The 22,797-nt window shown below is 38.0% G+C and carries 25 protein-coding genes; all 25 read right to left on the reverse strand.

What is annotated here, in order from left to right; translation table 11 throughout:
- Positions 1-7: 7 nt before the first annotated feature.
- The 25 genes from CAO17_RS07955 to phnG all read right to left on the reverse strand — a co-directional run bounded on the left by CAO17_RS07955 (position 8) and on the right by phnG (position 22,659).
- Complete coding sequence (locus CAO17_RS07955; RefSeq protein WP_085992298.1) at positions 8-865, reverse strand: 3-hydroxyacyl-CoA dehydrogenase; 858 nt, start codon at positions 863-865, stop codon at positions 8-10.
- An 83-nt stretch (positions 866-948) separates the two neighbouring features.
- On the reverse strand, positions 949-2,466 hold the full coding sequence (locus CAO17_RS07960; protein WP_085992299.1) for an aldehyde dehydrogenase family protein: 1,518 nt from the start codon (positions 2,464-2,466) through the stop codon (positions 949-951).
- A 15-nt stretch (positions 2,467-2,481) separates the two neighbouring features.
- Positions 2,482-3,255: an enoyl-CoA hydratase-related protein gene (locus CAO17_RS07965; RefSeq protein WP_085992300.1), complete on the reverse strand. Its 774-nt coding sequence runs from the start codon at positions 3,253-3,255 to the stop codon at positions 2,482-2,484.
- Positions 3,256-3,278: 23 nt separating this feature from the next.
- A complete protein-coding gene (locus CAO17_RS07970; protein WP_085992301.1) occupies positions 3,279-4,055 on the reverse strand; it encodes an enoyl-CoA hydratase/isomerase family protein in 777 nt (258 codons plus the stop codon).
- A complete protein-coding gene (locus CAO17_RS07975) occupies positions 4,048-4,350 on the reverse strand; it encodes an EthD family reductase (RefSeq protein ID WP_085992302.1) in 303 nt (100 codons plus the stop codon). Before CAO17_RS07975 ends, CAO17_RS07970 begins: the two co-directional genes overlap by 8 nt.
- A gap of 2 nt (positions 4,351-4,352) precedes the next feature.
- The gene (gene paaD, locus CAO17_RS07980; protein ID WP_085994437.1) at positions 4,353-4,877 is read right to left on the reverse strand and encodes a 1,2-phenylacetyl-CoA epoxidase subunit PaaD; all 525 of its coding nucleotides are present in this window, start codon (positions 4,875-4,877) and stop codon (positions 4,353-4,355) included.
- Between the two features lie 25 nt (positions 4,878-4,902).
- Positions 4,903-5,694: a 1,2-phenylacetyl-CoA epoxidase subunit PaaC gene (gene paaC, locus CAO17_RS07985; protein ID WP_085992303.1), complete on the reverse strand. Its 792-nt coding sequence runs from the start codon at positions 5,692-5,694 to the stop codon at positions 4,903-4,905.
- Complete coding sequence (paaB, locus tag CAO17_RS07990) at positions 5,691-6,014, reverse strand: 1,2-phenylacetyl-CoA epoxidase subunit PaaB (protein WP_085992304.1); 324 nt, start codon at positions 6,012-6,014, stop codon at positions 5,691-5,693. Before paaB ends, paaC begins: the two co-directional genes overlap by 4 nt.
- A gap of 23 nt (positions 6,015-6,037) precedes the next feature.
- Positions 6,038-7,015, reverse strand: coding sequence for a 1,2-phenylacetyl-CoA epoxidase subunit PaaA (paaA, locus tag CAO17_RS07995; protein ID WP_085992305.1), 978 nt, complete (start codon positions 7,013-7,015; stop codon positions 6,038-6,040).
- 54 nt (positions 7,016-7,069) lie between these two features.
- Positions 7,070-8,383 carry a phenylacetate--CoA ligase PaaK gene (gene paaK, locus CAO17_RS08000; protein WP_085994438.1) on the reverse strand — a complete coding sequence of 438 codons (1,314 nt, stop codon included), beginning with the start codon at positions 8,381-8,383 and terminating at the stop codon, positions 7,070-7,072.
- 49 nt (positions 8,384-8,432) lie between these two features.
- Entirely contained in the window at positions 8,433-8,675 is a 243-nt protein-coding gene (locus CAO17_RS08005) for a DUF362 domain-containing protein (protein ID WP_085992306.1), read from the reverse strand.
- A 22-nt stretch (positions 8,676-8,697) separates the two neighbouring features.
- A complete protein-coding gene (locus CAO17_RS08010) occupies positions 8,698-9,699 on the reverse strand; it encodes an NAD(P)/FAD-dependent oxidoreductase (RefSeq protein WP_085992307.1) in 1,002 nt (333 codons plus the stop codon).
- Positions 9,700-10,093: 394 nt separating this feature from the next.
- On the reverse strand, positions 10,094-12,028 hold the full coding sequence (locus tag CAO17_RS08015) for a fructose-1,6-bisphosphatase (RefSeq protein ID WP_085994439.1): 1,935 nt from the start codon (positions 12,026-12,028) through the stop codon (positions 10,094-10,096).
- 257 nt (positions 12,029-12,285) lie between these two features.
- Positions 12,286-13,116, reverse strand: a complete 831-nt coding sequence (locus CAO17_RS08020) for an ABC transporter permease subunit (RefSeq protein ID WP_245831805.1) — start codon at positions 13,114-13,116, stop codon at positions 12,286-12,288.
- Between the two features lie 32 nt (positions 13,117-13,148).
- Positions 13,149-13,934, reverse strand: coding sequence for a phosphonate ABC transporter, permease protein PhnE (gene phnE, locus CAO17_RS08025; RefSeq protein WP_085992309.1), 786 nt, complete (start codon positions 13,932-13,934; stop codon positions 13,149-13,151).
- An 11-nt stretch (positions 13,935-13,945) separates the two neighbouring features.
- Positions 13,946-14,710, reverse strand: coding sequence for a phosphonate ABC transporter ATP-binding protein (phnC, locus tag CAO17_RS08030; protein WP_085992310.1), 765 nt, complete (start codon positions 14,708-14,710; stop codon positions 13,946-13,948).
- Between the two features lie 203 nt (positions 14,711-14,913).
- Positions 14,914-15,924: a PhnD/SsuA/transferrin family substrate-binding protein gene (locus CAO17_RS08035; protein ID WP_143833736.1), complete on the reverse strand. Its 1,011-nt coding sequence runs from the start codon at positions 15,922-15,924 to the stop codon at positions 14,914-14,916.
- A 162-nt stretch (positions 15,925-16,086) separates the two neighbouring features.
- On the reverse strand, positions 16,087-16,902 hold the full coding sequence (locus CAO17_RS08040) for a PHP domain-containing protein (RefSeq protein WP_085992312.1): 816 nt from the start codon (positions 16,900-16,902) through the stop codon (positions 16,087-16,089).
- Positions 16,892-17,611, reverse strand: coding sequence for a phosphonate C-P lyase system protein PhnL (locus CAO17_RS08045; RefSeq protein ID WP_085992313.1), 720 nt, complete (start codon positions 17,609-17,611; stop codon positions 16,892-16,894). Before CAO17_RS08045 ends, CAO17_RS08040 begins: the two co-directional genes overlap by 11 nt.
- A 14-nt stretch (positions 17,612-17,625) precedes the next feature.
- Positions 17,626-18,807, reverse strand: a complete 1,182-nt coding sequence (phnM, locus tag CAO17_RS08050; protein ID WP_085992314.1) for a phosphonate metabolism protein PhnM — start codon at positions 18,805-18,807, stop codon at positions 17,626-17,628.
- 13 nt (positions 18,808-18,820) lie between these two features.
- On the reverse strand, positions 18,821-19,666 hold the full coding sequence (locus CAO17_RS08055) for an ATP-binding cassette domain-containing protein (RefSeq protein WP_085992315.1): 846 nt from the start codon (positions 19,664-19,666) through the stop codon (positions 18,821-18,823).
- A complete protein-coding gene (locus CAO17_RS08060; protein WP_085992316.1) occupies positions 19,653-20,519 on the reverse strand; it encodes an alpha-D-ribose 1-methylphosphonate 5-phosphate C-P-lyase PhnJ in 867 nt (288 codons plus the stop codon). The genes CAO17_RS08055 and CAO17_RS08060 overlap by 14 nt, the downstream gene beginning before the upstream one ends.
- Positions 20,509-21,624, reverse strand: a complete 1,116-nt coding sequence (locus CAO17_RS08065) for a carbon-phosphorus lyase complex subunit PhnI (RefSeq protein ID WP_085992317.1) — start codon at positions 21,622-21,624, stop codon at positions 20,509-20,511. The genes CAO17_RS08060 and CAO17_RS08065 overlap by 11 nt, the downstream gene beginning before the upstream one ends.
- Before the next feature lie 3 nt (positions 21,625-21,627).
- Positions 21,628-22,221, reverse strand: coding sequence for a phosphonate C-P lyase system protein PhnH (phnH, locus tag CAO17_RS08070; protein ID WP_085992318.1), 594 nt, complete (start codon positions 22,219-22,221; stop codon positions 21,628-21,630).
- A gap of 15 nt (positions 22,222-22,236) precedes the next feature.
- A complete protein-coding gene (gene phnG / locus CAO17_RS08075; RefSeq protein WP_085992319.1) occupies positions 22,237-22,659 on the reverse strand; it encodes a phosphonate C-P lyase system protein PhnG in 423 nt (140 codons plus the stop codon).
- Between the last annotated feature and the right edge of the window lie 138 nt (positions 22,660-22,797).

Raw genomic sequence — 22,797 nt, forward strand, 5'->3', positions numbered from 1 at the left:
ACCACTTTCACTTTTTTTCCCTATAGTCATAGACACCAATACCGCTCTTGCGTCCAAGTCTTCCAGATTTAACATACTTTTCTAACAGTGGAGCTGGTCTGTATTTCTCTCCCAATTGACTATGTAGGTAATGAAGGTTATTCAGACGAGCATCCAGACCGACTAAATCGGCTAATTCAAGAGGACCCATAGGATAATTTAATCCTAGCTTAATCGCTTTGTCGATATCTTCTGCTGTAGCTACTCCCTCCTGTAACATGTGAAATGCTTCATTACCAACCAGACAACTAATTCTACTAGTAACGAAACCAGGAAATTCGTTTACAAGGACGGTTTCTTTTCCCATCTTATTCGCTGCCTCTTCTACCACCTGTACTGTATGATCACTGGTTTCCAATCCGCGTACAATTTCAACAAGTGGCATCTTATGAACAGGATTAAAAAAGTGCATCGCAATCACGGAAGATGGACGATTCGTATATGACCCTAATTCTGTAGGACTCATTGTGGAAGTATTTGTAGCTAAAACACAATCCGCTGGTGCAATAGCATCTATCGTTTCAAAAATATTTTTCTTTAATTCTCGTTTTTCTGGTACAGCTTCGATAATTAAATTTGCTTCTGTAGCAACTTCTTCCACATTTGTTACAAAATTTAATCGTTGTTTAGCCTCTTCGGCCTCCTTTTTTGTGAGTTTCCCTCGTACGATCCCTTTGTCAAAATTCTTATCCATTTCCACTTGCGCATTTTGTAAAACTTCTGAACTTACATCCACTAAACTGACATTATATCCACCAAGTGCACTTACATAGGCGATTCCTCGTCCCATTACACCAGCACCGATAACAACTACTTGATCCTTCATCAAATACCCTCCTTCATTGTGATAATAAAAAGCGAACCTTACCTAGTAGAAGATTCAGTTCGCTTTTTATTTCATCTATAAGCTTATACATTTAACGGATTTAGTGTTTTCGCTCCAGCATAGGAAAGGACACTCTTGGTTTCTGTATAGAGATCTAGTGTTTCAATACTTAGTTCACGGCCGAAACCAGATTGTTTATAGCCACCAAATGGTGTTCCTGGAAATGCAGAGAATGGGCAATTAATCATGACAACACCTGCTTGCAATTTGTCCGTTACTCGTTTCACTAAACCTTGATCTTTGGCCCAAATGGATGCTGCTAATCCATAATCCGTATCATTCCCAAGTTGAATGGCTTCTTTTTCATCCTTAAATTTCATGACAACAACAACAGGACCAAAGATTTCCTCTTGGGCTATAGCCATATCATTGGTTACATCCGTAATAATGGTTGGCGCATACCAGTATCCATTTTCAAATCCTTCAACATCTATCGGTTGTCCCCCAGTAACTACCGTTGCACCATCTTTCACAGCGCCTTCGACATGTTGATGTATTTTATCCAACTGACCTTGGTTAATAATTGCTCCAATTTGTGATTCTTTTGATAGAGGGTCACCTGCTATTAAGTTTTTCGTTTTCGTAACAAAACTCTCCATAAACTCATCGTAAATATCCTCATGTAAGAACAATCGAGATCTTGCTTCACAGGATTGACCTGTGTTATAAAAGATTCCAAATAAAGAACCATTAACAGCTGCTTCTATATCTGCATCTGGGAATACAAGATTTGGAGATTTCCCACCAAGTTCTAGTGTGACACGTTTTAAGGTTTGGGAAGCTTTAGACATAATATCCTTACCTGTTGATGTCTCACCAGTAAATGCAACCTTATCTACCCCTTCATGATTCGCTAAATAAGATCCTATCGTTGCACCTGGTCCTGTAACAACATTTACTACTCCCTCTGGTACTCCAGCTTCATGGCAAATTTCTGTTAAAAGAATAGCCGTAATAGGAGTTAAACTAGCTGGCTTTAAAACAACCGAACAACCTGCTGCAATAGCGGGAGCAATCTTCCACGCAGCCATCATCATCGGATAGTTCCATGGAATAATTTGTGCTGCAACGCCAACTGGTTCCTTTTGTGTATAGTTAAAGAACTGTCCTGGTACATTATTTACTTCTCCGCGATGTCCAACGATGGCACCAGCATAAAACTCAAAGTCCTCAATCGCTTGGGACACCTGCCCTTGGGCTGCAGATAATGTCTTGCCACTATTGATGACTTCTATTTCCACTAATTCCTTGAATCTACTTCTCATAATAGAAGCGATTTTATTTAGAACTCTAGCACGTTTACCAACAGGATATTTTTTCCATTTACCAAAATCGAAAGCATTACGAGCTGCCTCTACTGCTAAATCAACATCCTTTGTACCTGCTTTTGGAACATCTGCAATTGCTTCCCCTGTTGCTGGATTATAGACTGTAAATACTTCACCTGATTGTGCATCAACTAATTGCCCATTCACAATCATTTGATAGGTTTCTCTTTTTACTTCCACTGGAAATGTTTGTTTTTCTTCTGTTTTTAACATTTTATCTCCTCCTCATTAATTCCCTTTATATTGTGGTTCTCTTTTTTCAATAAATGCTTGCACACCTTCTTTATAATCCTCTGTTAAACCAGCTATCTTCTGACCGTATGCCTCGTAATCTAACATTTGACTGAAAGGAGTTTCATAGGATTGATGAATATACCGCTTTATTAATCCTATGGCCTTGGTTGGCAAACTAGCGAGTCGTTCAGCAAATAGTTGAGTTTCTTCTTCCAGGGATTCTAACGAAACAACTTTTGTTACTAATCCATATTCTTTGGCATCGTTTGCTCTTATTTTTTCACCTAACATCGTTAATTCCATTGCTTTTGCCATTCCAACAATACGAGGAAGGTAGTATAAGCTCCCTGAGTCTGGGATAAGGCCTATATTTATAAAAGCTTGAATAAACGAAGCTTTCTCTGATGCCATTCGAAAATCACATGCAAGGGCTAAACTAAATCCTGCTCCAGCTGCCGCACCATTAATTGCTGCAATAGTAGGCTTCTCCACCTTCTGGATGGCCTCCATCATGGGCTTGTAGCGATTCAGGATCATTTCTCTGTGATCTGAATCTTCGCTTAGACCACTTAAATCCTCACCGGAACAAAAAGCTCTTCCGGCACCAGTAATAACAATGGATCGAACTTCAGGATTCTCTCCAAATGATTTTAATCCTTTTATAATTTCTCGGTTCATGGTTTCTGTAAACGCATTTAACTTTTCAGGACGATTTAGTATTAGCCATCCTACATTGTTTTTTATTTGACATTGTATCGTTTCATACATCTAAAACTAACCTCCCATTCCTACTACTTACCTGTAAAGGTTGGTGAGCGTTTTTCCTTAAATGCAGTCATACCTTCCTTTTGATCTTCCGAGGCAAACAGCAGGTAGAAGTTTTTCCTTTCATATTGCATGGCCTCATGAACAGAAAGGTCTTCCGCTTTTTTAACTGTATCTTTAATGAGCCGTAATGCTAAAGGAGGTTGTTGTGCTAATCTTTTAGCAAATACCATTGTTTCATCTATTAATACTTCGTTTGGAATAATTCGATTAATTAATCCAAAACGATAGGCCTCCTTAGCATCCATTTGTTCTCCCGTCCACAGCCACTCAAGGGCTCTTCTATGTCCGATTGCTTTCGTAAGTTTTACGGTTCCACCTGCACTGGGCATAACACCGAGATTTACTTCCGGAAAACCAAATGTGCTATTTTCAGATGCAAAGACCAAGTCAGTACTTAGCATCAATTCAAGTCCCCCACCTAAAGCAAAGCCTTGAACAGCTGCTATGATTGGCTTTTTGATATCAGAGATTTTATCCCATTCTGCAAATTGATTTATTTTTTCTAGTGAGATAGGGTCATCATTTGCCATTTCATCTATATCCGCACCTGCAGCAAAGGCTCTCCCCGCACCAGAAATAACGATAACTGCCACTTCATCTGATTGATCAAAATAAGATAGACTTTCTAAAATTTCTGTTATCATTGGACGCTTTAGTGCATTTAATACGTTTGGGCGATTTAGTTCGATTCTTCCAACCTCATCCTCCACCCAAGTATGAATATATTTATAATCATTCAACTTCTTCACCGACCATCATCGTAACGAGATTTCCGGCGAATGACATTAAATCCTTTCCAGATGCTTTAGATTCTTCCGTTTTCATTGCCTTCTTCAATGATTCATGATCATCATAGTACATTTCACAAAGTAAATAGTACTTACTATCTCCTGTTGGTGAACCAACAATTCTTGTTACTTCCATTTTTCTTAAACCAGGTATTTTCTTGGTAATGGGTGTATGCACATTTTTATAATGTTCATCAAATGCCTCTTTGTCTTCTGGTTGTTTATATAAAGCTATTAGTTTTACCATTATTATTCCACCTTTTCATTTAAATTTGCGATAGGTTTCATCGCTTCAAACGGGTTATTGCATTCATCACAATAAAGAATGCTTCGGCACGCTGTTGGTCCAAAAATGTTCTCCATCGTGACATAGGTTGATCCACAATATGGACAATCAACTTCCCATGGTTCACCATGCTTATGTTCAGCCGGTGGGGGAGAAATTCCATTCAAATTTAACTTTTTTCTGCCTTCCTCACTAATACGGTTTGTTGTCCATGGTGGATGAAAACTAAACTCAACCTGGATATCTAAAGATTCGTTCCATTTGGAGATGGCTTTTCTAACTTTCTCTAACACATCTCCTTTAATCATATCCAGTGCAGGACAACCACTAAAGGTCGGTAATAACTTAACAAAGACATGGTAATCCTCTGCTTCTACTTTTTCGACCATGCCTAAGTCAACAATGCTGATAAATGGCATCTCCGGATCCGTCACATCCTGCAAAACGTGTAGAACCTCTTCTTCCAAATCAGATTGAACCTTCTGCATGTTTGCCACTTCCTTCTTTTTTCGATTACCAGCCAATCGCTTCCTTATCAGAGGTGTATACTTCACTTAAAACGGTTAATGCATCGGTTAAATCACTTGTGTGTTCCCCATTTCGCCCATCACCTTTTTCCATTCCTGGATGTCCTTCGATGGTAAAATCGACTTCATCAAATAAATCATTCATCTGTTTTATCCATTCCGATGCTAATTCTTCTTCGTGTGCAATAAGTCGATATGCACTGATTTCATCTCTATATTTCCCTAGAGAAAGGACTCCTCCAAAATTGCGATAGACCCGGTAGATAGAATTTTCCATTCTATTTCTTGCCTCTTCTGTACTAGACATTAATTGTTTAAACCATGTCTTCCAATGCATGAGGTGATAATATTGTTCCGTATGAATTTTTCTTGCAGTATGAACGAGTGGTTCATAGCTTGATTGTTTAAGTGATTCTAAACGGATATCTTTATATACATCAAAAAATAAATGACGTACAACAGTGAATGACCAATCATATTGAGGTTTATTCAAATAATTACCAGGCCCATTTACTTCCTCTAAAATAATGGCATTCCTAAATTCTTCTGGCTTTCTCCTATGGGAAATATCGTCTACATTACCCTCACCTAAATCTTCAAGGAGCGTATAGTACATAGACGCATGGCCCATGATGTCTTGATTAATGGAAGAAAAAGCGACATCTTCTTCAATGTGCGGAGCTAAACCAAGCCACTCTGATCCACGATAAGAATGAATGAAATTATCATCTGCCAATTGGTAGATTAACTCGCAAATATATTTGTTAGATTCACTCATTGACTAACACCCCCCTCTTCCTTATTTTGTTGGAAACTCTTCCATTTTTTCGGTAAGTCCGTATAACCTTTTGTTTCCCGATATGCTTTATTGTCCAATTTTTTAAATCCTTCTCTTTCCTCTTGAGTCATCTTTCTAATTTCTGAACGTTTGACGACCCACAATTCTTTTATTGGTTCCCTGCGAAAGAAATTTTCTCTAGCCATTACAAAAGCCATTTCCTGATTCGGTGCAAGTAAACTAAATCGATGTTCCAATGACAACCCATCTTTTTTTCTACTAAAAACCTCATATTCTTCATAGAACGTATCTTCCGCCATTTAAGTTTCCTCCTTTCCTAATCTTACATAATTACTGATTCAATTTTTTTACTGCTTGTTAAAGCCTCGCGTACCCATTGATTATCCATATACGATTCTTTTCTTAAATTAATTCTTGCATCTGATCTCGGTCCATTACCCGATACAACCTGTTTAAATTTATTCCAATCTGGCTCTTGATAAACCCATTCTTGTTTTTCTTCATCAAAGTGAACCGTTTCATCTGGAATAGTCAATCCTAATAACTGTATCTTCGGAACATATTTAGTGAAGAACTCCTGACGTAACTCCTCATTCGTCTTAAATCTGATTTTGTACTTCATATTTAAATCTACACTAGAATGTCCGATATCTTTTTTGGATTTAGGACCAAAAAACATTAGTAGTGGCTCCCACCAACGATTGAGGGATTCTTGTAACATTTGCTTTTGCTTAGGAGTACCTGATGCAAGGGCTAACACCAAGCTTTCTCCATGTTTTGCATGGAAAGATTCCTCTTGGCAAATTCGTTTTAGCGCTCTAGCATATGGTCCATACGATGTCTTCAGTAACATGGTTTGTGTAAGAATAGCAGCACCATCCACAAGCCATGCAATAATTGCAGCATCTGCCCATGTTGGAGAAGGCATATGGAAGACATTGTGGAACTTTAATTTCTTAGAAAATAAATCTTGAAGAAGATCCTCCCTTGTTTTACCAAATGGTTTCAATAAATCCTCCGCAACACGGAGAAGTAACTGCCCATGTCCCATTTCATCCTGTACCTTAGCCATAATGGATAGCTTTCTATTGATAGTTGGAGCCTTCGGAACCCATTCTTTCTCAGGTAAAGCACCCATAATTTCACTTACACCATGACTGGAAATCAGCTTAATTAAAGCTTTTCGATAGTCATCCGGCATCCAGTCTCCCGCTTCTATTTTTTCATCACGTTCAATTCGTTCCATAAAATGCTGATATTTTTCCTCTTCGGTTAATTCACTAAGTGAATTTAAATTCATCGTCTTTCCTCCTTATCATCATTTTGTCACTGTGGTAATGATAGAAAATGCCAATTAACTTGGAATAGAAGGGATCTTTTCTTCCCGAATAATACGAATGGCTTTCCCTTCGGATCTAGGTATTTTGCCAGGAGATTCAATTTTCGTATCAATGGTAACCAAACAATAGCTCTTTAATTTTTTCGAGATCTTATTAGAAAGCATTTTTACTTGTTCATGATTCATATCTTGCTCAATTAATTGATGGAATCGCTCATTTATTTCAACTTTTAATGTTACTTTATCCATCGCACCTTGACGTGATATCACAAGCTGATAATGAGGTACAAGCTCTTCAACTTTTAATAGAACGCTTTCAATCTCAGATGGAAAAACATTAACTCCCCGAATAATCAACATGTCATCAATGCGGCCTTTCAATCTAGACATACGAGTCGATGTTCGACCACAGGAGCATCGTTCTTTTGTAATGGAGGCAATGTCACCTGTACGATAACGAATAATTGGTAGCGCTTCCTTCGTTAAGCTAGTAAAAACTAGTTCCCCTTCTTCACCGTCTGGAACCGGTTCTAATGTTTCTGGATTGATCACTTCCACATAAAAATGATCATCAGCAATATGCAATCCCTGTTGTGCTTCTTTACATTCTATCGCCACTCCGGGACCCATCACTTCACTTAACCCATATATATCCATCGCTTTAATATTAAGACGTTCCTCTAAAGTAGCTCGCATTTCTTCAGACCATGATTCAGCACCAAAAATCCCATATTTCAAACTAGTTTTTCTAGGATCCTTACCCATCTCCTCCATCTTATCTACTATATTTAAAACATAAGATGGGGTGCCCGTAATTACTGTTGGTTTAAAATCTTCAATAAGTGTAATTTGACGTTCCGTATTTCCACCTGAAATAGGTACAGTAGCCATCCCTAATTTTTCTGATCCGTAATGGATACCAAGTCCACCTGTAAATAATCCATAACCATAAGCATTGTGAAGAATTCCTTTAGGTTCACCACCACATGCACAGATTGCCCGCGCAACTATCTCTGACCATACATTAAGATCATTTTCTGTAAATCCAACAACTGTTGGTTTACCACTTGTACCACTTGATGCATGCACACGTTTAATTTCCTCTATCGGCCTAGCAAATAATCCGAATGGATAGTTTTTGCGAAGATCACTTTTCACTGTAAAAGGAAGTTTGCGAATGTCCTCCAAAGACTGTATATCTTCTGGTTGTAGATGATTTTCTTCAAACTTCGCTCTGTAAAATGGCACATTTTCAAAAACTGAATTTACTGTCTTCTTTAACCTTTCTAATTGCAATACTTCCTTATCTTCTTTTGCAAGCGTCTCCATTTCTTTGTTAAAATACACTTCAACTAATACCTCCTAACGAATTGGCAACTTAGAAAACATTCTCGAAGTATTTCTTGTTGAGTGAAATATAATGTTCCTCATCTTCCGGTACTTCTTCTTCTGGGTAGATGGCCTGAACTGGACAAGCAGTTTCGCATGCAGCACAATCAATACATACATCTGGGTCAATAAAGTACATGTCATCTCCAGGATGGATTGCATCAACTGGGCAAACCTCTACACACTCTGCTGATTTTTCATTACGACAAGGTGAAGTGATTACAAATGCCATCTCATTTCTCCTCTCTCTCCTATTAGGATTTTATTTTTTCAAATAAACTAGTACTGTGTTGTGGCTGTTGTCTTGCTTTCGGATCAACATATGTTTTTATACTACTTATAGCAGTTGCAGCATCACTGAATCCAGTAGCAATTAATTTTACTTTTCCGTTAAATGTTACAATATCGCCCGCTGCGTATATTCCCTCTATATTGGTACGCATAGCGGAATCAACCACAATAGAATTCTTCCAAAATTCTAATCCCCATTCTTTAATTGGTCCCAAAGAGGATACAAATCCATAGTTCGTGATTAATTCATCCAGCTTTAAATGAATGTTCTCATCTTCGCCATCTTTCTGTATGGAAATCGATTGAATTCTATCGTTATCCCCGTGAATATCTACTAATTGATAAGGTGTAAGAATATTCACCCTTGATTCCTTCAATCTCTCTACACTAGCCTCATGTGCTCTAAACCGATTTCTACGATGGATAATGTTTACCTGATTTGCTATTGGTTCCAACATTAAGGCCCAATCCACAGCGGAATCACCTCCGCCTAATATACAAACATCCTTCTTTGTAAATTGTTCCATGTTATTAACATAATAATGAAGGTTACTCCCTTCATACATTCTTGATCTTTCATCCTGGATGCGCCGAGGTTCAAACGCACCTATCCCTGCTGAAATTAAAATCGTTTTTGAATAATGTACTTCTTGATTTGACACAACCTGGAAATTGCCATCTTCATTTTTTACAACATTTTCTACGGTTTGATTTAAAACAACCTTTGGATCAAATTGCATGGCCTGCTCAACTAATTGTTCGACTAAGTCCTTTGCTTTTGTTTTCGGAAACCCTCCAACATCATAAATATATTTTTCAGGATACAAGGCATTAAGCTGTCCACCTAGATGCGGTAAACTATCTATTATCTTGACTTTCAATTGTCGCATCCCACCATAGAAAGCTGCAAAAAGTCCAATCGGCCCCCCTCCTATAATGGTTACATCGTACATATCTTCATTCACGTATTTCCACCTCCTGTTATATAACGAATAAAATGTATAACGTTTTAAAAACGTCATATTTAAATCTGTTATATGTATAATAACAGGTATAATTAAGGGTGTCAATATTATAAACAATTTTATTTTTTAAAAAATTATTGTTGTTAATAATGGTTTGATAATTCAATTAATCATAATAGGCAGTAAACTTCTACTTGGAATAATTACGGAGGGAAATGAATGGAGCTACTGGGTTATTCGGAATGAACACTTCAATAGATTTAATGTAGAAAAAGTTAACTTCTAAACAAGTAAAAGAGGATACCAATAAAATTGGTATCCTTTTTCTAATAATGATTCATTTATTAACCAACAGAACCATATTTCTTTTTAGCTGTTTTAACTTTTAATCAACTCAATTCATATATCGATACTGCAACAGGCTCTTTAAAGCAGATACCTCTTCTAATAATTCTGCGCCTACATTAGTTTCTCGAACTAATTTTCTTTCTACTTCTTCGTCAACCACTCGCTTCACCGATAAAACGTCCGTTCCATTTTCTAAAAGGTTTTCTTTTGAATTAAAGTGCTTGTGCGCAACAAGCTTCATGCCATAGGAATTATATAACAACGTATATCCAGCAATTCCTGTTGTTGATTGATAAGCCTTCGAAAAGCCCCCATCAATAACAATCATTTTCCCATTTGCTTTAATTGGATTTTCACCTTCAATTTCTTTGACAGGTGTGTGACCATTGATAATATGACTATGTTCAGGATCAAGATCGAAGTCTGATAAGATTCTCCGGCATATTTCTTCATTTTCTCGTAAATAGTAGTATGGATTCTTGGTCTCTTTATGTGTTCCCTTATCCTTAATAAAATACCGTTCAAAGGTTGTCATGGCCCTTTTTCCGAATAAGGATGAATATTCTCCTGTCCATAAATACCAGACCATATCCGTCGAAAGATCATCCGTTTCTTCAGGGTGGAGAAAGGACTGTCGTAAATGATATTCAAAAATATCGAGCAAGTCACGGCCCGCATAGGTTGTATTTTCAATAACCATTTTTTCCATATTTCCTTTTTCGTCTAAAGGAATACAACCATGTATTAGTAAGTTTCCATTATATTTCAAATAGAGACTACCTTTTTTCATAAGAAATTTCATATGTCTTGCTAACTTTTCCGAATGCTGGACAGAAAATAATAATTTATTGATGACCTCCTGTTCTTCTTCTAAAAGTTCTTCCGGCTTATCAGGGTTAACTGTTGCAAAGCAAGTATTTTCTAGCGGGTACATTTTTCCCTGTAAGGTAATTTCATTTTTTTCATAATCTACCTTTTCAAGTAATAGCCTCTCTGACATATTGAAAAAGGGTCTACGCTTGATAATAGGCATTTCGAGTTTAAACTGAATGATGGCTATAGCTTGATGCATTTTCGTAATTTGCAATCGTTCTTCATCCGTTATCTTTTCATCAGAATGAATTTTCGGTCTAAAAGCAGGATTATCCTCATAATATTTCTCAGCAAGGTTAAGAAGTGGTCGAAGATTAATCCCATAGACATCCTCAATAATGTCCAAATTATCGTATCTAGCACAGATGCGAAGAATATTAGCTAGACAAACCTTAGAACCTGCGTAAGCACCTAACCAAAGTACATCATGATTTCCCCACTGGATATCTACCGAATGATAGTTGATGAGCGTATCCATAATTTTATCTGGTTCAGGACCACGATCATAAATATCGCCAACCACATGGAGGTGATCCACTACTAGTCTCTGTGTACAATAGGCTAGTCCAATAATAAGCTTATCAGCCTGCCCGAGAGAGATGACGCGCTCAACAATAACCTTGTAATATGGTTGCTTATTGGTTAATTCTTCATCTGTTTTGTATAATAACTCTTCAATAATGTACACAAACTGCTGTGGCAATGCTTTACGTAGCTTCGAACGTGTGTATTTAGAAGAAGCAAAAGAAATGAGCTTAATCATGTTCTTAATGGTATCTGAATACCACCGATGTAACTGCTCCTTATTATTCATACTATCCTTTATTAACGTTAACTTATCTTCGGGATAGTAGACCAATGTAGTTAATTCATTAATTTCTTCCTCTGATAAATCGCTTTCAAATAACTCTACTATCTTCTCTCTTACCCTACCTGATCCGTTTCGTAGCACATGTTGGAAGGATTGATATTCCCCATGTAAATCACTGACAAAATGCTCCGTGCCCTTTGGTAGATTAAGAATAGCTTCTAGATTAATAATCTCATTTATCACTTTCTCTTCACTATCAAATTTCTCAGCTAGTAAGTCTAAAAATTTTTTATTCAACATGGTGTTCCCCCTTAATGTCCATCATTGTTTTAATTGATTTCTATTCATTTTGGAAAAGTAATTAGAATGATAGACTTTCATCCCTATTATTCATCATATCACATAATATTTTGTTATTTTATATGATTTGATACTTGGATTTTAAAAATTCTAATTAAAAACCCAAGGAACTTTGTAAGAAAGATCCTTGGGTTTCATTTTCAATTGATATTTTACGATAAACAGGAAAATGAACAAAATCCCTTCATCCCACTTCACCCTTGAATAGAGGTAGGAAAATAACGATCCTTTAAACGGTTAGAAATAATTTCCAGCACAATGGCAATGAATAATATTGCATAGGTAATGAACCCTACTTCTCGTAAATCAAAATAAAAACCAGATGCCATAAATAATTCAAATCCAATACCACCTGCACCAGCTGCTGCTCCCATTGCAACTGCTACCGAAAAGTTGATTTCAAACCTCAAGAATGTCCAGGATAATAAATAGGTGAACGTTGATGGAAGTACACCATGAACAACAATATGCCACCAGTTGGAACCGGTTGAGCGTAATGCTTCAATAATTCCTGGATTAACTTCTTCCATCGCCTCTGAGAAAGCCTTTACCAAATAAGCAATCGAGTGGAACAGCATTCCTAATACCGCAGCTTCACTTCCTAGCCCTGCAGCAATCGCAAAAATAAGAACCCAAAGAACGGTTGGTACGGCTCGGATAAAGGCAACAACCACTCGAACTATTTTCGATAACCACGGTTTTGACAAATTTTCTGCTGCCATTAAGGAAAGAAAGAAAGCAATCACAGCTCCTAGTACAGTTGCTAAAACGCCTAGGCCAAGTGTAACACCAATTTGATACATTGCTTCTCCCCAACTGAAGTGATTTAAGGCTGGTTCTAGAAACATAACCCTTAAATTATACAATGTTTCCGTAAACGCCCGTTCCAGTTGCAGACCAGTATAATCAAAAAAGAAAAATGCCATAATGGTTAAAATCGTAAGTACCCATAGTGTCCATTTGACAACCAAATCAATTTTATTTCCAGCTTTGATGTTAATTCGCCCGTCCTTACTCCGCTGCATGTGCGTTGTATGTATACTATGACCTATTTCCATTACAGAATCACCTTCCGTATTTTATTGGATACTAACTCAATAACAATGACTGCAATGATAATGATAAAGGTAATCAAGGCAACGACATTATAATTCATACTCTTATAATAAAGATCAAATATGTACCCAATACCCGTTCCTGTCAAAATACCTACCAAAGTGGCACTTCTAATATTGGTCTCAATCATGAACAATATCCAGCTTAACATTTGTGGAAGGCTTTGCGGAATAACTGCTTTACTAACAATGTGAAAATATCTAGCCCCCGTAGCGGTAAGTGCCTCCACCGAATCTTGATTTGCTTCATCAATGGATTCAATAAATGCCCTTGTTAAAAAACCGAGTGTGGCAACAAACAATGCCAGAAATCCTGTCATTGAATTTTGTCCAAATGAGATTAACAGAATTAAAGACCATGCCACTACAGGTATATTACGTGAGAAAGAGGCAACAAATCGGGCAAGTATAGTAAAGATATTGTTCACCTTTGTTGTTTTTGAACCCAATAAGGCCAAAAACAAAGATACAACAGCAGCAAGAGTGGTTGCCGCAATGGATATAAAAATGGTCTCATTTAGTTTTTCTAATATCGAAGGCAATTTTTCCAATGAATCCTGTGTAACAAATAAATTAGAAAAAATCCATCCTAATGCTGCAGGTATTGTTGTCAAACTTTCCATTAGACTGAATTCGGTTATCGCTGAAGATAAAAAGGTAATGAGAATAATAATGAGTAAAAAAATCGTTGCCTGCCATTTGTTTTTGCGCATCTTCTTTTCGTTCATGAAAACTCTCCTTAAACCGTAATTAATTCTCTCATTTCCATGCCATAGATATTTTTGATTTGGTCTTCATACAGCGATTTACTAGAGCCATCAAATACAATTTCCCCTTGTTTTAGGCCGATAATCCGGTTTGCATACTCTTTTGCAACTTCAACTTGATGTAGATTAACAAGACAAGTTATCCCTAATTCCGTACTAATCGTTTTTAAATAGTCCATGATTATTTTGGAGGAGTTTGGATCTAGTGATGCAATTGGTTCATCACAGAGAATGAGTTTCGGCTCTTGTATGAGAGCTCGACAAATCCCAACACGTTGCTGCTGTCCACCACTCAATTGATCACATCGTTTATAGGCATGCTCGGCTATCCCAAGTTTTTCTAACAAGAAAAAAGCACGTTCTTTCTCTTCCTCTGTAAACCTTCCTAAAATCCCTTGTAGGGTTGATTTGTATCCGAATCGACCATGTAACACATTTTCAATGACGGTTACCCGAGGAACAAGATTGTAATGTTGAAAAATCATTCCAATATTGGTACGCAGTTTACGTAATTCTTTTTTGTTTACGGACCCAACATCCATGTCATCAAATATGACCTTTCCTTCACTAATTTCAACCATTCGATTAATACACCGTAGTAATGTGGACTTTCCAGCACCAGAAGGACCAATAATGCATAGGAACTCTCCAGAATTCACCTCAAAGTTAATATCGTTTAAAACCTTTGTTTCCGCACTATACGATTTACCAAGACCTTCAGCTTTTAATAATGGCATATCTCATATAACTCCCTTTTTAGGTAATTTTAATAATGAGGCCGGGACAAAAGTATTTTCCCACCACCAAACCCAAACATGACCGGCGCGAAAAACCGCTCCGGAAATATATTTCGCTAAGTAGGTGAATTGTTCGTCTTCTGGGTTAAAAACTTTCGTTATGTCTCAGCCTCTTTATTCCGTGTGGATTTTGGAACATTCAACTAGTTAGAAAGTTCGCGAATAGGTTCAAACCAAGCATCTTCTACAGGTGCAAATCTTTCATTGGCAGATTTAGAGAATAGTCCAGATGCCTCGGAATCTTCAGGAACGAAAATTTCTTCATTATTTGCAACCTCATCCGATGTAAATACCTCCTGAATGGTATCGAAATCCTCTTGACTTAGTACCTCTGTGTTTGCTACAAATGGTGCATTTAATACAGGTGTAACACTCATTAATGTAAACTCACTTCCAGTTACCGTGTTAAAAGGCTCAGCAGCATCATCTTTTACTCGGTATACGGCACCTACTGTATTCTCTTCCCCTTCTGCGATTTCTACGTAATTATTAACACAAGTATCACAAAATGCTGCTATATCAGCATTTCCATTTAATAGATTTACAGCTGATCCCTGGTGAGAGCCTCCAAATAGTACTTGTGAGAATAATGGCCCTTCCTCCATTAAATCTTCTTGAGTTAAGTCCTTATCCGAAAAATGTCCAATGATGGTTGATGATGGAACAACAAAACCGGATGTGGAGCTATTGGAAACAAAGGAGAATCTTTTGTCTTCAATTGTATCTAATGAAAATTCACCGTTAACTTTATAATCATCTTGCTTGTCCACATTTACTGCTAGCCAGCTATGATACAAGGCATCATCTAACGTACCAGATGGTCCTGTTGATACAGCAATCGGCTGAATGGCATCATTCTGCTCTTTTGCTTCGATATACCCTTGCGCTCCCATGAATGCAACCTCTGCATTATTATTTACAATCGTTTCAATAGCGATAGCATAATCCGTTGTTAAGTGATGTTGAACCTCTTCCCCGGTTGCCTCGGCAATTTCCGTACCAATTGCATCTCTTGCTGTTTTCAGCTCATTTCCAGATTCATTTGGATACCAAACGATATCAATGACATTATCTGCTTCTCCGGCACTACCCGCAGAACAAGCCCCCAATACTGTAGTTACTAGCAACGTCACGATTAACATCCACTTTTTCATTCTCATTTCCCCTCTCTCTTTCATTTGTTTTTGACACATGGAATGCTTTTGGCAATACTTTCGAGAATCACCAAATCACTACTCGTGTAAAATCTAATTTCATTAAATCATGACTAAATCACTAAATGTTTGAATTTACTAACTTTTAACAGTACCTTTAGGTTATTTACATTCACTAAGCATTACGTTTAAAGGACTGGTAATACTACCAATTTCAACTGGGGTACCAAAGGAACCATGATAATCTGTTCCACCTGTCATTACTAAACCGTACCTTTCTGCTAAAGTCTCTACCATGTGGAAATCCTTTCTGGTATGATCCGGATGATTCCGCTCCACCCCATCCAATCCAATCTTTACTAGTTCTGGGATTAAATCATAGGAATCCAACTGGCCGGGATGGGCAACAACAGCCATCCCATCGTCAGCTTTTATTGCAGATACAGCATCAAACACATCGACATATTCGATATCTCCTGCCGCTATCCCATTATTTTTAAAAAGTTTTTGATAAAGCTCCCTATATGGAGGGGAATCATAATCTGCATTCGTCAGGTGTCCCATAATATGCTGTTTGTAGATGGTATGACTCGGTTTTGCTGATTCCATAATGTTCTCTTCTTCCAGTTGGTAGCCTAATGTTTGAATTTGTCTAATTTGCCATAAGGAATGTTCTTGTCTTCTTTTCAGCAGGGCTTGACATAGAGCTCTAATATGCGATCCTTTTGGGTGATAGTTATACCCAAGTATATGAACCTTTCGATTTCTTTTAAAATCATATGCCGATATTTCAATGCCTGGTATAATCTCGATGCCGTATTCTCTTCCAAGTGTTAAGGACTCTTGTAATCCATCGACCGTATCATGATCAACAAAACTTAGATGTGTTAAACCATTGCGGACACCCTGCTTGATGACCTTCTCTAAGGAATCAGAACCATCCGAATAATGACTATGAACATGCAAATCAGCCTTCATGAACATCACCGACTAATAAGGCAAGCTGTCTTGTATTCATATCAAAAACCTTGTCACAAAGATTTTCCATAAATTCGATATCATGAAAAATACCAACCAATGTGGTGCCACTTTCTTTTAGCTTTTCAATTACTTGACGTACCTTAAGTTTCGATTGCTGATCAAGGCTTGCGGTTGGTTCATCTAGTAATAGTAGCCGCGGTTTTTTCACCGTTGCGATGGCAATATTCAATCTCAGTTTCTCCCCACCTGAAAAGATATTTGGAAATGTGTCCCACAGACTTGGATCAAGTTCAAAATGTGCTAATGATTTTTCTGCCTCTACCCTCACAGTCTCTTCTGTTTCATCCATTTCCCTTAATGCCTGCTCCACTAATTGTCTAGCGGTTGTCCTTGGCATGACATTTAAAAATTGTGACACATAGCCAATTTCATGTTTTCGTAAATAAATGATTTGTCTTTCCGTAGCTTTCATTAAATCAATCCGTCCAAATCGTTTGGAGTGAAAATAAATACTTCCCTGATCAGGTAAATACGTACGATAGATGCTTTTTAGAATCGTTGATTTGCCACTTCCACTTTTACCGACGATTCCAATAAATTGCCCCTTGTCTAAACTAAAATTAATTTGGGATACAGCTTGCCTAGTTGTTCCCAGTTGATGACTGGTAAATTGCTTGCCAAAGTTGTCAATTTCTAGCATGGGCATGTTTTTTCCTCCCTTCACCTAGTACGATAATTGGTTGTCGTTATGATTTCGCCGTTAACCATGGTCATGGTGAGCATCGGATAACCATCCTCCATTTGTTCAATAATAAGAATATCTGCCTTCTTGCCTGGTTTAATTGAACCGAGCTCGTGATCAAGCCGGACTGCTCTTGCTGGATTTAATGTGACCATCATAAACATTTGATGAAGGTCATTGCCATATTTTTCGTTCAGCGTAAAGATAGCATGTAATAATGCGGCCGGGTAGTAATCACTGCAAAGTATATCGGCACACTGACAATGAATAGCTTCTGCTGCGGATAAATTTCCGGAATGCGAACCTCCAAGCATCACATTTGGAGCTCCGACTATTGTCTGTAAACCTTCTTCTTTTGCTTTTTTTGCCACTTCTAATGTAATCGGAAATTCACTTATAGTTGTCCCAAATGATTTTACTAATTCTAGTTTTTTTATATTGTCATCGTCATGAGAGGCAACGGCAATACCTTTTCCGATTGCAATATTTGCCACTTCTTTTATTTTTTCAATAGTTAGCGATTCCCTGCTTTTTCGTTCGGCAATAACGACATTAACCTCGTCATCCGTTAAATCCCGATAACCCTGAAGTGTATCACGAAATACTTCAAGATCACGGTATTGGCCCTGTCCTGGTGTATGATCCATAAATGATAAAAAATGGACCTTATCTTTTTCGATATTATCAATTAGATTTTCTACCTCATCAATGTTGTCAAGTTCAAACCTGGCATGCAACCGATGCCGAATCAAATGCAATCTATGATGGGTCGCATCAATAGCATCAACCAATTTCTGCACATTTTTCGGAAATCGTATCGGTTTATGTGTTAAGACATCCTCCCGGTAAAAAGAAAGTGAATGGAAAATGGTAGTTATACCGTGGCTAATTAATATTTTCTCCGCTTCCCTTAAACTGATATCAAAGTCCATCATGCTGGTTGGCCTTGGGGAAACAATCGACTCGATATAATCTGAATGAATATCGATAAATCCCGGTGAAATATACCCACCACCCGCATCAATCAATTGAACACTTTCATCATCAATAACCATATTTTTTGGGATAATATCCTTAATCACTTCCCCCTCTACCACGACTGCATAGCCATCTAAAATTTTTTCTTCCGTTACAATTTTTCCATTATGAATGATATACAACGAAACGAGCCTCCTATAACAATGAATAAACTAGTTGCTGGGTATAAGCATGGATTGGGTCTTCTAATATTTGATCCGTTAATCCTTCTTCAATCACCTCGCCATTTAACATCACCAATGTCCGATCGGCCAACATTCGGATTACCGCTAAATCATGAGATACCACAATCATGCTAATGTGGAGCTCTCTTTGAATTTTTTTAATCAAATCAATCACGGCTGCTTGTACAGAAAGGTCAAGTCCTGTCGTTACTTCATCCAAAAATAATACTGGCGGGTTATTGGATAATGCCTTAGCAATTTGCACACGCTGCTGCATTCCCCCAGAAAAATTCTTTGGTTCTTCCTTCATGCGAAAAAGGGGAATATGTACCGTACCAAGCAGCCGCTTTCCGACAGTTTCCATCTCACCAACATTTCTGTTTCCAGCTGCTATTAATTTTTCCGCGATATTGCCAATCGACGAAAAGTTCATTTTCAGTCCATTTACTGGATTTTGATATACCATTCCATATTTATGGTTACGAATATAACGCTTTTTCTGGGATGATAAAGTAAATAAATTCTGATTCCTTAACTCCATGTCATTGAAATACACTTCACCCGATGTTACCTCTGTGTCAAAATATAAACATTGCATCAACGTGGATTTTCCACTCCCACTCTCTCCAACAATTCCTAAAATTTCACCAGGATATACTTCAAAAGAGACATTGCGACATGCATACACTGTCCCACAATGGGCGCAGTAGTTTTTGGTTAACATCCTGGTTTCGCTATCTTTACAGCTTTCACATCCTGAACCAAACTTTTTCTGAAGGTTTTGGACATATAGTAATGGCTGTTCATGCTTCAACATGCTCCACCTCTTTTCGTTCAACCGCATTTAAACGTTCGATACAGTAGCTTGTATCATTACACTGATAAAAGCTTTCACCTGTATGAGAGTCGATTAATTCATCGAGAAAAACATCTGTTGCTCCACATAAATGACAATGCTTGCCAGAAAAGTCTTCTATTACGAATGGATAATCGTCAAAAGCAAGAGACTTTACGTCTGTATATGGTGGTACCGCGTAAATCTTTTTTTCTCTTCCGGCTCCCAATAGAATTAATGCATCGGATTGGTGCATTTTATGGTTGTCAAACCTTGGAATGGGACTAGGTGCCATGACATAACGATCATTCACATAAACAGGATGATCTGCGTCAGTAGCTGTTTTTCCGTATTTCATAATCTGTTCAAACAGCATCATCCAAGCACCACTATATTCATTTTCTGCATGGAGGATTTTTGTCAGGTACTCCTTTTCCTCATACACTCTTAGCGGTTCAGGCATTGGTACCTGCAATACAAGAATCTGTTCTTCGGTTAACGGAACTTCAGGGATACGATGTCGAGACTGAATAACCGTTGCTTCCTCTGTGCGTTCTGTTACCCTTACTCCTGTTGTGGAATGTACCAATTTTTTTATACTAACCGCATTTACTGACTCGTCCGCCCCTTGATCAATCACTTTTAATACATCCTGTTTACCAATAAGGGATAATGTTAGCTGTAAGCCACCCGTTCCCCATCCCCTAGCAATCGGCATTTCCCGGGATGCAAATGGAACCTGATATCCAGGGATAGCAACTGCTTTTAAGGTTGCACGGCGGATTTCCTTTTTGGAGCTTTCATCTAGAAATGCAAAATGCAGCTTATTTTCCATCTTTCTCTCCCCCTTGTTTGACATTTCGTATACTGTCCAGTTTGGATTGGAATGTGACATAATGTGGCAGCTTTAAATGAGAAATAAACCCTGTCGACTCCACCGAATCCACATGTAGCAGTACAAATTCCTCATCATGGGTCGGAAGTGGGGCCTCTGGATGCTCTAGACATTGGTCCAAAATGCTCATTGCAATCGCCTTTGTTTCGTTTTGTCCATAGCAAATACCATAGCCAATCTCAAATTCTAGTTCATTCTCATTCTTTTCATTTTTTTTCGTCACCGGAACAAAGGATTCCACTTCCGTCATTTTCACTTCCCCTATGTAATAGTCCTCCTCACTATCTGCTCCATCTTCGTTTAATGGTGCAATATAAATTGGCAAGGAACCAACACGAACTTCACCGACCGTGGGATGAACTTGGCCATACCCTCTTAATGAAGCATATCCAAGGGATGTTACAGCACCGGTTTGCCCTCTTGACAGTACTTGTAATCTCTCACTTCTGGAAGCCGGGAATTGTAAACTTCTTTTGGTTATATCATCTGGAGGCGTATGGTCTAATTCATAAGTTTCAAAAAGGCCTTCTTCCCGTAAATATTCTACTACTTTTGGAAAATAAGTAATGTCGTCTGGTGGGTTAGTAGATTGTAATTTCTGCTGGTAATCCCTTAACCATTCATCTATTTCTGCTTTTGTTTCTTCTATTAAATTAAAATCCAATAGTCGATGGGTGTAATCATAGGTGGCTCCAAGAATTTGTCCTCCTGGTATGTCTTTAAAACTTGCTGAAATCCGGCGCTCCACAAACATAGACTCCGATTCAACGGTTTGACTATAATAAATTCTGGGTAATGTGGAACGGTAAGCGCGCAAAAGGAAGACCGCTTCCTCCATACTCCCCTCTGCTTGCTTAATAGCAAGCGCAGCCAAATATGGTGAATAGAGACTAGCCTCTGACATCACTTGATCAATATGTAGTCTCATGGTGGATAAAATGGTTTCCACATTGATGGTACCCCGTTCCTTCAAACGTTCGTATTTCAAACGCCGAATGGAAGCATCAATGGCTTTGGTTCCACCCTTTACTGCAACATATCCCATAATTTACTCCGCCTCTCCTTTTACTAAAGTGGTACGCGGTATACAGACCACTTGAGCTTGGTCATCTGTAAAAATAATATCGATACCTAATGGAAATTCCTTCGTTCTTTCCTTCCTTGCTCTCCATAATTGTTCCGAAACGTCCACATGAAGTTGAACTTGTTCTTTAATCCCTGGCCCTCGAAGGTTCCATTTCCTTCCTTCTTCTATTTGTTTTCTTTCCATTAGCCATGTTGCCGACTCCTGTGGGTCTTGGAGGCTTCCAATTTTACAGTGTTTCATCTTACTAGTTATTTCATCTTCTTCTGCACTCTGTAACACAATGACATAATCCGCTTCTGTCATTGATGTATGTCGAGCGAATGTATATTCCGAGATTTTTTTTGCTACATCCGACTGATTTTCTGGCAGAACATGAAAGGTAACCTCCGCATCGAATAACGTTAATGCCAACAGAAAAGTTGCTCTATTACATGGAAGGCGGTGATTTAACCTTTCTACATTAGTCTCAAGTGATGAAATGGTGCCTGGTCGTGACATACTATGTAGCAACTTACGATAAACCACTTGCATATCGTGTACAGAATCAATTTGCATTTTCTTACCTCCCTTTTAAACATCCATCGTTTCAAAGTTAACCTTTGTTTCAAATAACTCCGCCTGTTTCTGCGCTTTTTCTTGAATGATGGATTGTTCAGCATCCAGGAGTCGCCCTTCCCATTTCTTCGTCTCTGGCAAATTCGCCTGATATGCTGCATCAATAATGGCTAACTGTTTCGCAAGTGTCTCGTTCATTCCAACCACAATTCCTGTCCCGATTTGCTCATGAATTTCTACTTTGGCCTCCGTGATAAGAACCTCACCAACATAAAACAGGGAATTTTTAGCTGTTTCCCGCATCTTTATCATTGTTAAGCCATATCTAGGTGCAACTAATTCCTGGCAGGGGTAATATCGTATAATTTCATCAGCAAAATCCTTTGCTAAATCGGGATTACCTTGAATGAGAATTTCTGTTCGTTTTCTTCTTTTCATTTTTTACTGTAACCTCCCTTACAAATTCATCGTAACTTGTCGCCAAGTTGCCGTGTGTTAAGAGTCTATAAAATAATTGTAAATCTTGCCTTAAAAAAACAAGTACAAAACTCCTATTCGGAATTTTGTACTTGTTTT

It is taken from the genome of Oceanobacillus senegalensis (genome assembly GCF_900176885.1).
Lineage (GTDB): Bacteria > Bacillota > Bacilli > Bacillales > Amphibacillaceae > Oceanobacillus > Oceanobacillus senegalensis.

What these genes read in the sequence shown, in the direction of transcription:
- CAO17_RS07955 (WP_085992298.1), bottom strand. Translation starts at nt 865, where the DNA reads ATGAAGGATCAAGTAGTTGTTATCGGTGCTGGTGTAATGGGACGAGGA.
- CAO17_RS07960 (WP_085992299.1), bottom strand. Translation starts at nt 2,466, where the DNA reads ATGTTAAAAACAGAAGAAAAACAAACATTTCCAGTGGAAGTAAAAAGA.
- CAO17_RS07965 (WP_085992300.1), bottom strand. Translation starts at nt 3,255, where the DNA reads ATGTATGAAACGATACAATGTCAAATAAAAAACAATGTAGGATGGCTA.
- CAO17_RS07975 (WP_085992302.1), bottom strand. Translation starts at nt 4,350, where the DNA reads ATGGTAAAACTAATAGCTTTATATAAACAACCAGAAGACAAAGAGGCA.
- paaD (WP_085994437.1), bottom strand. Translation starts at nt 4,877, where the DNA reads ATGCAGAAGGTTCAATCTGATTTGGAAGAAGAGGTTCTACACGTTTTG.
- paaC (WP_085992303.1), bottom strand. Translation starts at nt 5,694, where the DNA reads ATGAGTGAATCTAACAAATATATTTGCGAGTTAATCTACCAATTGGCA.
- paaB (WP_085992304.1), bottom strand. Translation starts at nt 6,014, where the DNA reads ATGGCGGAAGATACGTTCTATGAAGAATATGAGGTTTTTAGTAGAAAA.
- paaA (WP_085992305.1), bottom strand. Translation starts at nt 7,015, where the DNA reads ATGAATTTAAATTCACTTAGTGAATTAACCGAAGAGGAAAAATATCAG.
- paaK (WP_085994438.1), bottom strand. Translation starts at nt 8,383, where the DNA reads ATGGAGACGCTTGCAAAAGAAGATAAGGAAGTATTGCAATTAGAAAGG.
- CAO17_RS08005 (WP_085992306.1), bottom strand. Translation starts at nt 8,675, where the DNA reads ATGGCATTTGTAATCACTTCACCTTGTCGTAATGAAAAATCAGCAGAG.
- CAO17_RS08020 (WP_245831805.1), bottom strand. Translation starts at nt 13,116, where the DNA reads ATGCAGCGGAGTAAGGACGGGCGAATTAACATCAAAGCTGGAAATAAA.
- phnE (WP_085992309.1), bottom strand. Translation starts at nt 13,934, where the DNA reads ATGAACGAAAAGAAGATGCGCAAAAACAAATGGCAGGCAACGATTTTT.
- phnC (WP_085992310.1), bottom strand. Translation starts at nt 14,710, where the DNA reads ATGCCATTATTAAAAGCTGAAGGTCTTGGTAAATCGTATAGTGCGGAA.
- CAO17_RS08035 (WP_143833736.1), bottom strand. Translation starts at nt 15,924, where the DNA reads ATGAAAAAGTGGATGTTAATCGTGACGTTGCTAGTAACTACAGTATTG.
- CAO17_RS08040 (WP_085992312.1), bottom strand. Translation starts at nt 16,902, where the DNA reads ATGAAGGCTGATTTGCATGTTCATAGTCATTATTCGGATGGTTCTGAT.
- CAO17_RS08045 (WP_085992313.1), bottom strand. Translation starts at nt 17,611, where the DNA reads ATGCCCATGCTAGAAATTGACAACTTTGGCAAGCAATTTACCAGTCAT.
- CAO17_RS08055 (WP_085992315.1), bottom strand. Translation starts at nt 19,666, where the DNA reads ATGTTGAAGCATGAACAGCCATTACTATATGTCCAAAACCTTCAGAAA.
- CAO17_RS08060 (WP_085992316.1), bottom strand. Translation starts at nt 20,519, where the DNA reads ATGGAAAATAAGCTGCATTTTGCATTTCTAGATGAAAGCTCCAAAAAG.
- CAO17_RS08065 (WP_085992317.1), bottom strand. Translation starts at nt 21,624, where the DNA reads ATGGGATATGTTGCAGTAAAGGGTGGAACCAAAGCCATTGATGCTTCC.
- phnH (WP_085992318.1), bottom strand. Translation starts at nt 22,221, where the DNA reads ATGCAAATTGATTCTGTACACGATATGCAAGTGGTTTATCGTAAGTTG.
- phnG (WP_085992319.1), bottom strand. Translation starts at nt 22,659, where the DNA reads ATGAAAAGAAGAAAACGAACAGAAATTCTCATTCAAGGTAATCCCGAT.